Origin of the sequence: Arthrobacter oryzae, assembly GCF_037911235.1 — a bacterium.
GTDB classification, from domain to species: Bacteria; Actinomycetota; Actinomycetes; order Actinomycetales; family Micrococcaceae; genus Arthrobacter; species Arthrobacter oryzae_E.
In genome coordinates this window covers 215,036-228,560 of record NZ_JBBLYW010000065.1, presented here as the reverse complement: position 1 = coordinate 228,560, position 13,525 = coordinate 215,036, and the positions used below count along the sequence as shown (strand labels likewise).

At 65.4% G+C, this 13,525-nt stretch carries 9 protein-coding genes; 5 read left to right on the top strand and 4 right to left on the bottom strand.

Annotated elements, in window-relative coordinates:
- Positions 1–95: 95 nt before the first annotated feature.
- From secD to WMN78_RS17965, 3 genes are all read left to right on the top strand, one after another.
- Positions 96–1,853 carry a protein translocase subunit SecD gene (gene secD, locus WMN78_RS17975; RefSeq protein ID WP_340535098.1) on the top strand — a complete coding sequence of 586 codons (1,758 nt, stop codon included), beginning with the start codon at positions 96–98 and terminating at the stop codon, positions 1,851–1,853.
- Positions 1,854–2,876 carry a protein translocase subunit SecF gene (gene secF, locus WMN78_RS17970; protein ID WP_340535097.1) on the top strand — a complete coding sequence of 341 codons (1,023 nt, stop codon included), beginning with the start codon at positions 1,854–1,856 and terminating at the stop codon, positions 2,874–2,876.
- A gap of 133 nt (positions 2,877–3,009) precedes the next feature.
- A complete protein-coding gene (locus WMN78_RS17965; RefSeq protein ID WP_340535096.1) occupies positions 3,010–5,403 on the top strand; it encodes a bifunctional (p)ppGpp synthetase/guanosine-3',5'-bis(diphosphate) 3'-pyrophosphohydrolase in 2,394 nt (797 codons plus the stop codon).
- Between the two features lie 39 nt (positions 5,404–5,442).
- Here WMN78_RS17965 and WMN78_RS17960 read toward each other — a convergent pair whose 3' ends face one another.
- The 3 genes from WMN78_RS17960 to WMN78_RS17950 all read right to left on the bottom strand — a co-directional run bounded on the left by WMN78_RS17960 (position 5,443) and on the right by WMN78_RS17950 (position 8,766).
- Complete coding sequence (locus WMN78_RS17960; RefSeq protein WP_340535095.1) at positions 5,443–6,078, bottom strand: hypothetical protein; 636 nt, start codon at positions 6,076–6,078, stop codon at positions 5,443–5,445.
- A 101-nt stretch (positions 6,079–6,179) separates the two neighbouring features.
- On the bottom strand, positions 6,180–7,904 hold the full coding sequence (locus WMN78_RS17955; protein ID WP_340535094.1) for a DUF349 domain-containing protein: 1,725 nt from the start codon (positions 7,902–7,904) through the stop codon (positions 6,180–6,182).
- Between the two features lie 61 nt (positions 7,905–7,965).
- On the bottom strand, positions 7,966–8,766 hold the full coding sequence (locus tag WMN78_RS17950) for a peptidylprolyl isomerase (protein ID WP_340535093.1): 801 nt from the start codon (positions 8,764–8,766) through the stop codon (positions 7,966–7,968).
- A gap of 255 nt (positions 8,767–9,021) precedes the next feature.
- On the opposite strand from WMN78_RS17950, the gene hisS reads away from it, so the two are divergent.
- The gene (gene hisS / locus WMN78_RS17945; RefSeq protein ID WP_340535092.1) at positions 9,022–10,365 is read left to right on the top strand and encodes a histidine--tRNA ligase; all 1,344 of its coding nucleotides are present in this window, start codon (positions 9,022–9,024) and stop codon (positions 10,363–10,365) included.
- Positions 10,366–10,371: 6 nt separating this feature from the next.
- On the opposite strand, the gene WMN78_RS17940 is transcribed toward hisS, so the two are convergent.
- Positions 10,372–11,628, bottom strand: a complete 1,257-nt coding sequence (locus tag WMN78_RS17940; RefSeq protein WP_340535091.1) for an APC family permease — start codon at positions 11,626–11,628, stop codon at positions 10,372–10,374.
- Positions 11,629–11,737: 109 nt separating this feature from the next.
- Here WMN78_RS17940 and aspS point away from each other — a divergent pair, with 109 nt between their 5' ends.
- Positions 11,738–13,522 (top strand): aspartate--tRNA ligase, encoded by a 1,785-nt coding sequence (gene aspS / locus WMN78_RS17935; protein WP_340535090.1) that lies wholly within the window; start codon positions 11,738–11,740, stop codon positions 13,520–13,522.
- Positions 13,523–13,525 lie beyond the last annotated feature (3 nt).

Here is a 13,525-nt window from a genome sequence, read left to right as displayed (position 1 = left end):
CCGCTAAGTAGAACGAACGACGGCCGCGGGCTGCCGCCGGTGTGTGAGCCAAGCTCACCCCGGCGGCTCCTCCGTAAACAATAGAAAGATCGACAATGGCACGTACTGGCCCCAAAAACTCAGCACTCAGGGTGCTGGTCTGGCTCGGCGTTATCCTCGCCGTCATGACTGCCGTGCTCGCCGGCGGCTCCATTTCCGGCCAGGCCAGCTGGGCACCAAAGCTTGCACTTGACCTTGAAGGCGGAACCCAGATGATCCTGGCGCCCAAGGTCGAGGGCGGTTCGGACATCAACGAGGATCAGCTCAACCAGGCCGTTGCGATCATTCGCCAGCGCGTGGACGGCTCAGGCGTGGCGGAAGCCGAAATCAGCACGCAGTCCGGCCGCAACGTGGTGGTAAGCCTTCCCGGTACTCCTTCCAAGGAGACCCGCGCCCTCATCCAGGCCTCGGCCGACATGAACTTCCGCCCGGTGCTCCAGGCCGGCCCCGGGGCCGCAGTGCCTACGGAATCACTGACCCCGGACGACCAGCTGCCCAAGCCGACGGCCGAGCCGACCAACAGCAGCGACGTCAACTGGGTCACGGCCGAGGTGTACAAGAAGTTCGAGACCCTTGACTGCGACAACCCGTCGCAGGACAAGCAGGAGCGTTCGGACCCCGCCAAGCCGCTGGTGACATGTGAACCCGCGACGGCCACGTCCCCGGCCATCAAGTACATTCTGGGTCCGGTGGAAGTCAAGGGCTCCAACATCAAGTCCTCCTCGTTCCAGCTGCAGCAGGGTGCACAGGGTGCCGTCACCAACGAATGGGCCGTGAACATCCAGTTCGACGAGGCAGGCACCGCCAAGTTCAAGGAAGTCACCGAACGGCTGTACCAGTTCTTCGTTGCCGCCGGCGGTGAATCGGGTTCCGATCCGAAGGCACAGTTCGCCATTGTCCTCGATGACCAGGTCATCTCAGCCCCGCGGTCGCTCGCGGTGATCACGGACGGCCGTCCGCAGATCACCGGTGGGTTCACCGAGCAGTCCGCAAAGGCGTTGTCGGACCAGCTGCGCTTCGGTGCACTCCCCATCAGCTTCGAGATCCAGAGCGAACAGCAGATATCCGCAACACTGGGCGGCGAGCAGCTCAAGATGGGCCTGCTTGCAGGCGTGATCGGCCTGCTCCTGGTGGTGGTCTACTCCCTCTTCCAATACCGGGCGCTGGGATTCGTCACCATTTTCTCCCTTGTGGTAGCCGGAGCGCTGACCTATCTCGCGATTGCCATCCTGGGCTGGACTGAAAACTACCGCCTGTCACTCGCCGGTGTGGCCGGCCTCATCGTCGCCATCGGCCAGACTGCCGACTCGTTCATCGTGTACTTCGAACGAATCCGCGATGAACTTCGGGAAGGCCGCGGACTGGTCTCCGCCGTGGAGAACGGCTGGAAGCGTGCCAAGCGCACCGTCCTGGCGTCCAAGGCAGTGAACCTGCTTGCAGCCCTGGTGCTCTACTTCGTCGCCGTCGGCAACGTCCGCGGCTTTGCCTTCACCTTGGGTCTGACGGCCATCGCCGACCTCATCGTCGTGTTCATGTTCACCCACCCGACCCTGCAGCTCCTGGCCCGCACCAAGTTCTTCGGCGAGGGCCACCGGTTCTCCGGCCTTGACCCGAAGCGCCTCGGCGCCGTGCCGCTCTACCGCGGGGCGGGCAGGCTCCGCACGCCGGACGAGAAGCCGGGGGTGGTGCGCGCCAAGAACACCGGCGCGGCAGCTGAAGCCGAGCGCCGGATGACCATTGCAGAACGCCGCCTGGCGGAAAAGCAGGAGCAGCTTGCCGGTTCCTCCAAGAGCACGTCCAAGGAGGGCAAGTAAATGACCACGAATTTTGCCACGTTCGGTAATGAGCTCTACACGGGCAAGCGCTCGTACAACTTCGTCAGTTCCAAGAAGATCTGGTTCGTGATCGCGGCCGTCGCCGTGGCGCTGTCCATCCTCCTCCCGGTGGCCAAGGGCGGATTCAACCTCGGCATCGAGTTCCGGGGCGGGTCCGAATTCACTGTTTCCAACGTGAAGACGACGGAAGCGGCCCTCGGCGAGAAAGCCGTCCAGGACGTGGTGGAGGGCAGCATTCCGCGCGTGGCCAACGTTGCCGGCAGCACCATGCGGATCCAGACGGACAAGCTCACCGATGACGAAACCCTCCGGATCAAGGAGGGGCTGACCAGCGCTTACGGCGTCACGGACAACGAGGTGACGTCCACGTTCGTGGGTCCCACCTGGGGTGCTGACGTCACCAAGCAGGCCCTCCTGGGCCTGGTTATCTTTGTGGTCATCGCAGCGGTCCTGATGGCTCTGTACTTCCGCACTTGGAAAATGTCGCTTTCAGCGCTGGCGGGCATGCTCGTGACCATGTTCGTCACTGCCGGCGTCTACGCCCTCAGCGACTTCGAAGTCACGCCGTCCGCCATTATCGGCTTCCTGACGGTGCTCAGCTACTCGCTGTACGACACGGTGGTGGTCTTCGACAAGATCCGTGAGAACACCGCCGACCTCGATGCCTCCACCCGGCGCACTTTTGCGGAAGAGGTCAACCTTGCCGTCAACCAGACGCTAGTCCGGTCCATCAACACCATGATGGTGGCCATCCTCCCCGTGGGTGCCATCCTGTTCATTGGTGCCGGCCTGCTGGGTGCCGGCACTCTGCGGGATCTTTCGCTGGCACTCTTCGTGGGCATCCTGATCGGTACCGCGGCGACGATCTTCATCGCGGCCCCGCTATACGCCTGGTTGCGCCAGAGTGAACCTCCGCTGGTCAAGCAGGCCGAGCGGGTAGCACGCCGTCGGGCAGAATCGGCCGCGAAGGAAACTGCAGCGCCGGAGACCGCAACAGCCTGAACTGTTCGGCCGTAAAGGGCCGGGCACCGTCATCCATGACGGTGCCCGGCCCTTCGCATCTGCGTTCCGGTTACGGAAGTGCCCTGCCGCGGGAATAGACTGGGATAATTAACGGGTCGTGAGGGGTGCTTCATTGGAAGAACGTTCGACGTCGGCGCCAACGGCCGACGGTGGGGAAGGTCCGGGCCAGGGTCCGCAGACCGGATTAGTCGCGTCCGGGCGCCCGGACGCAGGCGTGCCGGTTGACAGTTCCGGGTTCCGGCCTACCTTTCCCGGACGCCGCGAACGCACCCGGTCCAGGCTCGCCCGGCTGACCGGCCGCGGAACGGCCACGTATTCCCCGATCCTTGAGCCGCTGCTCCGCACCGTCCGTGCCAACAATCCCAAAGAGGATTTCGACCTCATCCAGCGGGCTTTCGTCGTGGCCGAACAAAGCCACCGGGGACAGAAACGCAAGAGCGGGGATCCGTACATCACGCACCCCGTCGCAGTGGCCACCATCCTGGCCGAACTGGGGCTGAGCGGCACCACGCTGGCGGCCGCGCTCCTGCACGACACCGTTGAAGATACGCCCTACACCCTCGCCGACCTCAAACGGGACTTTGGCCCCGAGGTGGCCATGCTCGTTGACGGCGTCACCAAGCTGGACAAGGTGAGCTTCGGCGAAGCGGCGCAGTCCGAAACGGTCCGCAAGATGGTTGTTGCGATGGCCAAGGACATCCGCGTGCTGATGATCAAGCTGGCCGACCGGCTGCACAATGCCCGCACGTGGCGGTTCGTTTCGGCGGAGTCCTCGGCCCGCAAAGCCCGCGAAACGCTGGAAATCTTCGCTCCGCTGGCACACCGGCTCGGCATGAACACCATCAAGTGGGAACTTGAGGACCTGTCCTTCGCGGCGCTGTACCCGAAGGTGTATGAAGAAATCGTGCGCATGGTGGGGGACCGCACCCCGGAGCGTGAAAAAAGCCTCAGCGTCATCCGGAACCAGATCACCGAAGATCTCCGGACGGCGAAGATCAAGGCCACCATCACGGGCCGGCCGAAGCATTACTACTCGATCTACCAGAAGATGATTGTCCGCGACAAGGACTTCGACGACATCAACGACCTCATGGGTGTCCGGGTCCTGGTGGACTCCGTCCGTGACTGTTATGCAGCCCTTGGCACGCTGCATTCGCGCTGGAACCCACTTCCGGGGCGCTTCAAGGACTACATCGCGATGCCGAAGTTCAACATGTACCAGTCCCTGCACACCACGGTCATCGGTCCGGGCGGCAAGCCGGTGGAGATCCAGATCCGCACCCACGAGATGCACCGCCGTGCTGAATATGGTGTGGCGGCGCACTGGAAGTACAAGGACCAGCCCAACCGGACGGCCGCAGGCCCCGGAAGTCCCCGTGACGGCGACATGGGCTGGCTGCGGTCGCTGGTCGACTGGCAGCAGGAAACGTCCGATCCCGGCGAGTTCCTGGACTCCCTGCGCTTCGAGATCAACGCCCGCGAGGTGTTTGTGTTCACGCCCAAGGGTGAGGTCATGGCTCTCCCGGCCGGATCGACGCCGGTGGACTTCGCCTACGCTGTCCACACCGAAGTGGGCCACCGGACCATCGGTGCCAGGGTTAACGGCAAGCTCGTTCCCCTCAACAGCGAGCTGAACCACGGCGACTGGGTGGAAATTTTCACCTCCAAGGCCGAGGGCGCCGGCCCCAGCCAGGACTGGCAGCACTTCGTCAAGAGCGCCCGCGCCCGGAACAAGATCCGGCAGTGGTTCAGCAAGGAACGCCGCGAAGAGGCAATCGACCGCGGCAAGGAACTGCTGACGAAGGCCATGCGCAAGCAGAACCTTCCCCTGCAGCGGTTGATGACGCACGACGCCCTGGCAGAGGTGGCCGAGCACTTCAAGTACGTGGACATCTCCGGCCTCTACGCGGGAGTGGGCGACGGACACACCTCGGCCCAATCCGTGATGGAACGGCTTGTTGAAACCCTCGGCGGCAATGAGGGCCCGGAAGATGACCTGACCGAGGTCAGCATCCCCACACAGGTCAGCAAGACGAAGTACTCCGACTCCGGCGTGATCGTCCGCGGCGTGGGGGACGTGTGGGTCAAACTTGCGCGCTGCTGCACGCCGGTACCGCCGGATCCCATTCTGGGGTTTGTGACGAGGGGCTCCGGAGTGTCGGTGCACCGGACGGACTGCACCAACATCTCAGACCTGAAGGACCAGCCGGACCGAATCGTGGAGGTGGACTGGGCGCCTACCCAGTCCAGCGTCTTCCTCGTGGAAATCCAGGTGGAGGCGCTGGACCGGAAGTCGCTGCTGTCCGACGTCACCAGGATCCTCTCCGAAAACCACGTCAACATCCTGGCTGCCAGTGTCCACACGTCGACTGACCGGGTGGCCATCTCCAAATTCGCGTTCGAGATGGGCGATCCAAAGTACCTGAGCCACGTGCTCAGCGCGGTGCGGCGTATCGACGGAGTATTCGACGTTTACCGGACCACCGGCAACCGGCGGCGCAGCTGAGCCAGGGCGGCTCACCGCTGCGCACCCGGCCATGCCGGGTCAGCGAGGCTCAAGCTTCAGGGCGGTAAGTATTTCCAGGGCCGCCTTCTTGTGCGGCACGCGGGGAGTGGCTTCGACCGCAAGCATGAGCAGCCGCAGCCTGACGTCCAGCTCCGGGCTCGCCAGCATTTTCCGCAGTGCCGGCAGGGCGCGCTCTGCGTCCACGTGGAGGGCGATGTCCAAGGCTGTCCGCAGCGGGCTGGAAACCATCAGGCCGCCCAGGCTGACGACATCGAACGGGCCGAGCCTGACTTCGTGCAGGGTGCACCCGCGGGTGGACCTCAGGCTCGAGACGCGGCGGGTGGCGTCCACGAGAAGCGCCAGGCGGTCCGGTTCCCCGGCGCAGCCGTAGATCCAGGCCGCCGTCATTCGCCCGGCAACAACGCGCTGCCGGATGGCCGGCGGGACGGCGAACGATGCAGCACGGGCCCGCAGCTGTGGAGTGGCGGACGTTCCGGGCAGCACGTAACCGCGCTGATACAGCTGGCTCAGGATGCCGTCCGCGGCCATGGCCTGCAGTTCCGGCCATGAGAAGACACGGCCGGGCGAGTAGATTTCAGTGGTCCCGGTAGCTGTGGGTCCGGGGACTGTACGTGCGGGGACCGTAAGTGCGGGGACCGGGGGAGGGGGAGCCATTTAGCTATCTTTTCCTGCCCCCATAAACGCGTACAGGTCCCGTTCCGGTTATGTGGATAACCGGGACGGGACCTGTAGTGGCAGCCTACGCGTCTACTTGCCTACGAAAGTTCGCTGGCGGAGCGTGAGATCTGGTCGAGCCACGCCTGACGGGCCTCGAGGGCTTCCTGGGCGGCTTTGATCTTGCGCTGGTCGCCCGCCTTCTCGGCCTTGGCAAGGTCTTCCTTCAGCCCCGCGATGGCAGCTTCCAGCTGCGACAGGGCGCTGTTGGTCCGCGCCTTGGTCTCCGGGTTGGACCGCTTCCAGTTTTCGTCCTCGGCGTGGCGGACGGCGTCCTCCACTTTCCGGAGCCCGGCTTCGATCCGGCCCATGTCCGCACGGGGAACCTTGCCGGCTTCCTCCCAGCGGTCGCGGATGGACTGGAGCGCCTTCTTCGCGGCGGCCAGGTCCTTGATGGGCAGCAGTGCGTTCGCTTCGACCAGGAGGGCTTCCTTCACGGTCAGGTTGGCGCCGTACTCCTGATCGATCTCGTCGTTGGCTGCCTGGCGCGAGGTGAAGAAGACGTCCTGGGCGGCGCGGAAGCGGGCCCACAGTGCGTCGTCGTCCTTGCGGCTGGCCCGCGGTGAGGCCTTCCACTCGTCCATCAGGCGGCGGTATTCGCCCGCGGCGAAGCCCCAGTCGGTGGACGAGGACAGCGCTTCCGCTTCAGCGATCAGCTTTTCCTTCGCCGCCTTGGCTGCTGAGTTGTTGCTGTCCAGCTGTGAGAAGTAGGCGCGGCGGTGGCGGTCGAAGACAGTCCGCGCTGCCCTGAACCGCTTCCAGAGGGCGTCCTCGTTGCTGCGGCCCAGGCGCACGCCGTTCTTCTGCGCAGCCTTCCAGCTTTCGAAGAGCTCGTTCATGCGGGCACTGGAAGTCTTCCACTGGATCTGCGCGGGATCGTGGCCGGAAATTTCTTCCGCTTCCGCAACGATCGCTTCGCGGGCGGCCATCTCGGCGGCGCGGACGGCGTCGTGTTCAGCCTTTTCCGCCTTTTCGAGTTCCGCGATCTGCGTGGACAGCGTGTCGAGGCGGGCTTCGGCCGCGCGGATGTCGCCCACCATGTTCCGTTCCGCCAGCTGCTCGCGCAGGTGCGTCACGGTCTTCTGCATGTCGGTGGTCGGGGCTTTGGAGCCCACACGCTGTTCCAGGAGGACAATCTGGGCGACGACGTCGTCGTACTTCCGGGCGAAGTAACCGAGGGCTTCCTCGTCGCTCACGTCCGGGTACTGACCCACGGGGTGTTCCGCGCCGTCAATAGTCAGGAAGACGTGGCCGTCGCCTTCAACCCGGCCCCAGCGTGCGGCCTCGGCCAGTGAGGCGGCAGAGGAGACTGAAGCGGGGGCGGGAACCGCAGGGGAGGACGCGGCCTTCGGCCGGGCAGCAAAGGCGGCCGGTGAGGGCGCCGGGCGCGCTGCGGGACGCGGGGCCGGAGCGGCAGGTGCCTCCGCGGCGAGCGCTTCCTCGGCAGCCGGTGCCTCAGCCTCGGCAGCTGCTGCCTCCTCGGCGGGCGGCTCAGCCTCAGCTTCCGGGGCCTCAGCCTCGGTAGCAGCGGTCTCGGCAGCCGGGGCCTCCTCGGCGGGCGCTTCGGCGGCCGAGGCCTCAGCCTCGGTAGCAGCGGTCTCAGCAGCCGGAGCGGAAGATTCGGGCGTTGCTGACTGCGTTTCTGCCGCTGCCTCGGGAGCTGCGTCGTTGCCGGCCGCCTGCGCGTCGTCAACCACCTGAACCCCGGTCTCGGCTTCTTCGGAGGCTGCTGTTACTGTTTCGTCGGATTTCTGACTGTCTGTCACCGCTAAAAGTCTTTCGCTTGGAGGGAAATACCTGCACCCGCAGCGTGGAGGCCGGGGCAGGTTACTTCAGAGAGAACGAGTCTATCGTGACTGGTTCCACAGGAGCGCCGTCTGTTGCGCTTCCGCCCGCTTTAATACCGCCGTCGGCGATCTTTGACACCACATCGAGGCCGGAGGTCACCTTGCCCACCACCGTGTACCCGCCGGCTTCATCCGGTGGAATGACCGTGTCTTTGTAGACGATAAAGAACTGGGTGCCGTTCCCGTAGGCGTTGCCGCCGGTACGGGCCACTGCGATGGTGCCGGCCGGATAGGCGTTGTCTGCCGGCGTGTTCTCCAGCGGACCCCACGTATATGCGGGGTCGCCCTGGCCGTCGCCGGTCTTTGAGCCGCACTGCAGGACGCCGAACGTTTCGCCCGTAGTCAGCCGGTGGCAGCTGATCCCGTTGTAGTACTTCTCGTCCGCAAGGGACTTGAAGACTGCCGCTGCCTGCGGCGCCTTGGTCCCGTCCAGCTCAACGCCGAGGGCGCCGCTGTTGAGCTTGAGCTCGCCGGTGAACACCTTTCCCGCCGCGGTCTCCGGGCCGGGAATGTTGGCGGCATTCGTGGCCTGAGCCGTTGGAGTTGCTGACGGGCTGGTCAGCCCGGCCTGTGCCGCCGCGTATTCGTCTTCCGTCGGATTACTCGAGAAGACAGTTAGTTGGAGGACGACGGCGAGGACCAGCGCTGCGGCGCCCGCGCCGGCTGCGACGGTATTGTCGCGCTTGCGGCGCTTCTCCTGCTGCCGCCGCAGCTCGCGCTTTGCTTCCATTTGCAGGATGCGCCGCTTTGCGTCGCGGGCGCTCCGTGAACTGGCCGCCAAAAGTCCTCCTGGTTTGTCGGGCCGGGCCCCCGAACGGGCCAAGGGCGGCGTCCGGTGTCCGGCAGCAAGCGGCAGGCTACGTTCCGGGCCGCCCCATTAGAGTTGCGGGCGCCGAAAGCATAAACTGACTGCCGCACATAGTTTATGCATGACTGGCTGGACTCCCGCCCTTACCCGCCGCTTTTGATCACATGGCGGAACCGGAATACCGGGCAGCGGACTCCAGCCTTCTGTTACCTGAGGAGAAAATCCACCATGGCACGCACCGCCTCCCTGTCCGGATTCCCCGAGTGGCTTCCCGAGGAGCGGCTGGTGGAGCTCCATGTGCTGGACACCCTTCGGCGCGTCTTTGAGCTCCACGGCTTCTCCTCGATCGAGACCCGCGCAGTGGAAACGGTGGGCCAGCTCCTCCGCAAGGGTGAGATCGACAAAGAGGTGTATGGACTCAGCCGGCTGCAGGAGGACGAAGAGGAATCCAGGGCCGCCAAGGGCGAACACCACTCCCTGGCCCTGCACTTCGACCTGACGGTGCCGTTCGCCCGTTACGTGGTGGAAAACGCCGGCTATCTGTCGTTTCCGTTCCGCCGTTACCAGATCCAGAAGGTGTGGCGCGGTGAGCGTCCGCAGGAGGGCCGCGCGCGCGAATTCACCCAGGCGGATATCGACATCGTGGGCGACGGCGAGCTGCCCTTCCGCTACGACGTCGAAATCGCGCTGGTGATCGCCGAGGCGCTGAGCGCCCTCCCGATTCCGGACTTCCGCCTCCGCATCAACAACCGCAAACTGGCTGAGGGCTTCTACCGCGGTATCGGCCTGACGGATACCGCGGGAGTCCTGCGGAGCATCGACAAGCTCGAGAAAATTGGTCCCGCCAAGGTGGCCGAGCTGCTGAAAACCGAGCTGGGAGCCTCGGAGGACCAGGCGCAGGCTGCCCTGGGCCTGGCGGGCATCCGCACCGAGGATACGTCCTTCGTTGAAAAGGTCCGGGCCCTCGGTGTCAAGGACGAGCTGCTGGAGGAGGGCCTGAACGAGCTGGAACAGGTCATCGCCGCAGCGGCGGAGCGTGCGCCCGGCAAGGTGGTGGCGGACCTCAGCATCGCCCGCGGCCTCGACTACTACACCGGAACCGTGGTGGAAACCGTCCTCGTGGGCCATGAGCAGCTGGGCTCCATCTGCTCCGGCGGGCGCTACGACGCGCTGGCAAGCAAGGGAAACCGGAAGTTCCCGGGCGTCGGGCTGTCGATCGGTGTGACGCGCCTCGTCTCCAGGATCCTGAGCCAGGAACTGGCGCAGGCCTCCCGTTCAGTGCCCACGGCAGTGCTCGTCGCACTGACCAACGATGACAGCTGGGGCGCGGCACAGGACGTCGCCGCCCAGCTGCGCAGCCGCGGAATCTCCACCGAGGTTGCCGCCAAGGCGGACAAGTTCGGCAAACAGATCAAGTTCGCCGATCGCCGGGGCATCCCGTTCGTCTGGTTCACGGACGACGACGGCAGGCACCAGGTGAAGGACATCCGCTCGGGCGAGCAGGCAGACGCCGATCCGGCCACCTGGACGCCGTCGGACGAGGACCTGCACGTCCGGATCCTCAAAGCCTGAGCGGCCCTAAGGCCTGGGTGGCCGGTTCCGGAACTGCAGCACCAGGAACCGGCCCGCGATTCCGGCGGCCAGTACGGCCGCCATGCCCGCCACCGAGCCCAACGGCAGGGTGAAGGCCAGGATGAGGCAGCCGGCGAAGCCCGCGGCGTTCAGCCACCGGGGTGCGCTTCCAGGCCGCTCGGTCAGGGTGAAGGCGGCGGCATTCGTCACTGAGTAGTAGATCAGCACGCCGAAACTGGAAAAGCCCACCACGGTGAGGACATCAGTGGTGACGAGCAGGAGCACCACGGCGGCAGCCACCGAGAGTTCGGCCACGACCGGCACAGTGTGGCGGCCGTGCACCAGGGCCAGGCCGGACGGGAGGTCCCGCTCCCGGGCCATAGCCAGGGCCGTGCGGCCCACTCCGGTGATGAGGGCCAGCAGGGCTCCCAGACAGGCGGCGGCTGCTCCCGCCTGGACAAAAGGGCCACCCGCACTGAAGCCTGAGAGGGCAACGGCGTCCAGCAGCGGTGACAGTGATTCAGCCAGCCGTCCGGGGGACAGGTGCCAGAGCAGCAGCGCGGCGAGTCCCAGGTAGATCACGAAGGCAGCGGCCAGGGCGGACAGAATTGCCCTCGGAATAGTGCGGGCGGGATCCTTGACCTCTTCACCGAGTGTGGCAATCCGGGCGTAGCCGGCAAAGGCGAAGAACATCAGCCCGGCGGCCGGAAGGATTCCCCAGGCGCTGCCGGCGTTTTCCGCCGGGGACACGGCTTCAGGATGGGGACCGGCGAGGCCCGCGACGGCAACGAAGACCAGGGTGGCCAGGACTATTCCGAGCAGGACCCGGGTCAGCAGCGCAGTGCGGGTGATGCCCATGAGGTTGACCGCCGTGAGCACTGCGACGGCGGCGATGGCCACGGGCATGGCATAGCCCGGTGACACGTAATGGCCGAACGTCAGAGCCATGGCCGCGCACGATGCCGTCTTCCCGGTGACAAAACCCCAGCCGGCGATGAAGCCCGGCCATTCGCCCAGCTGTTTGCGGCCGTAAACATAGGTCCCTCCGCTGGCCGGGTATTTGGCAGCCAGCTGGGCGGACGCTACAGCATTGCAGTAGGCAATCGCGCCGGCGATCAGGACTGAGACAATCATCAGCGGACCGGCAAGGGCGGCGGCCGGGGAAAAGACGACGAACACACCGGCGCCGAGCATGGAACCAAGTCCAATGGAGGTGGCGTCAAACACTCCGAGGCGGCGCTGAAGCCGTTGATGGGTCTGCATGGCGGAAGGAAAGCCTCTCCAACGGGTAAACTCGAACGGGACTGTTCCCGTAACGGTCCCATTCAACATCATCTCTGTATTCCTGCTGTCTCCTTCAGAAAGGCGTGCTGTGCTGCGCACACATGACCTCGGATCCCTTCGCTCCGAGCACATTGGACAAACCGTAACCCTGGCCGGCTGGGTGGGCCGGCGTCGTGATCACGGTGGCGTGGCATTCGTTGACCTTCGCGATGCTTCAGGCGTCTCCCAGGTGGTGGTCCGCGAAGAAGAGGTCTTCCACGGGCTCCGCAATGAGTACGTGCTGCAGGTCATCGGTACGGTTTCGCAGCGTCCGGAGGGCAACGAAAACCCGGCCCTGGCCACCGGCCAGATTGAGGTCATCGCCGAGAAGGTGACCATCCTCAACACGTCTGATCCGCTTCCCTTCCAGATCGACGAGCACGTCGAAGTGGGCGAGGAAGCCCGCCTCAAGCACCGCTACCTGGATCTGCGCCGCCCGGGCCCCGCCCGCAACATGCGCCTGCGCTCCGAGGCGAACCGCGTGGCGCGCGAACTGCTCCACCGCGACGGCTACGTGGAGATCGAGACCCCCACGCTGACGCGCTCGACGCCGGAAGGCGCCCGCGACTTCGTGGTCCCCGCCCGCCTCGCACCGGGTTCCTGGTACGCCCTGCCGCAGTCACCGCAGCTTTTCAAACAGCTCCTGCAGGTGGGCGGCTTCGAGAAGTACTACCAGATCGCGCGCTGCTACCGCGATGAGGACTTCCGCGCGGACCGCCAGCCCGAATTCACCCAGCTGGACATCGAAGCGAGCTTCGTGGAGCAGGACGACATCATTTCGCTCGGCGAAAGCATCGTCAAAGCCCTGTGGCAGCTGATCGACGTCGAGATCCCGACGCCCATCCAGCGCATCACCTACGCCGACGCCATGGCGCGCTACGGCTCGGACAAGCCGGACCTCCGCTTCGGCCTGGAGCTGACCGAACTCACCGAATTCTTCAAGGACACCAACTTCGGCGTGTTCAAGGCACCCTACGTCGGTGCCGTGGTCATGCCCGGCGGGGCCTCGCAGGCACGCCGTGCGCTGGACGCCTGGCAGGAATGGGCCAAGCAGCGCGGTGCCAAGGGCCTCGCCTACGTCCTCTTCAAGGAAGACGGCGAACTGGCCGGTCCCGTGGCCAAGAACCTTACGGACACTGAGCGCGCCGGCCTCGCCGACGCCGTCGGTGCCAAGCCCGGGGACTGCATCTTCTTCGCTGCCGGTGAGAAGACGCCGTCGCGCGCGCTCCTGGGCGCCGCCCGGGTCGAAATCGGTCACCGCACGGGACTGATCGACCCCTCGGACTGGGCGTTCTGCTGGGTGGTTGACGCCCCGATGTTCGAGCCCGCCGCAGCCGCGGTGGCCTCGGGCGACGTTGCTGTCGGCGCCGGCAAATGGACAGCAGTCCACCACGCCTTCACTTCGCCCAAGCCGGAATTCATGGATTCGTTCGAGCAGGATCCTGAGTCCGCCCTGTCCTATGCCTACGACATTGTCTGCAACGGCAACGAAATCGGCGGCGGCTCCATCCGTATCCACGAGCGTGACGTGCAGGAACGCGTGTTCGAGCTCATGGGCCTGGACAAGGCGGATGCCGAGACGAAGTTCGGCTTCCTGCTGGAAGGCTTTAAGTTCGGCGCACCGCCGCATGGCGGCATCGCTTTCGGCTGGGACCGTGTTGTCGCACTGCTGGCCGGCGTGGAGTCTATCCGCGACGTCATCGCCTTCCCGAAGTCCGGCGGCGGCTACGACCCGCTGACCCAGGCTCCCGCGCCCATCACCGCGCAGCAGCGCAAGGAAGCCGGCGTCGACTTCAAGCCCGAGGCCAAGAAGGCCGAACCGGACGCCAAATAGGCT

What these genes read in the sequence shown, in the direction of transcription:
- secF (WP_340535097.1), top strand. Translation starts at nt 1,854, where the DNA reads ATGACCACGAATTTTGCCACGTTCGGTAATGAGCTCTACACGGGCAAG.
- secD (WP_340535098.1), top strand. Translation starts at nt 96, where the DNA reads ATGGCACGTACTGGCCCCAAAAACTCAGCACTCAGGGTGCTGGTCTGG.
- WMN78_RS17960 (WP_340535095.1), bottom strand. Translation starts at nt 6,078, where the DNA reads ATGGCTCCCCCTCCCCCGGTCCCCGCACTTACGGTCCCCGCACGTACA.
- WMN78_RS17940 (WP_340535091.1), bottom strand. Translation starts at nt 11,628, where the DNA reads ATGCAGACCCATCAACGGCTTCAGCGCCGCCTCGGAGTGTTTGACGCC.
- hisS (WP_340535092.1), top strand. Translation starts at nt 9,022, where the DNA reads ATGGCACGCACCGCCTCCCTGTCCGGATTCCCCGAGTGGCTTCCCGAG.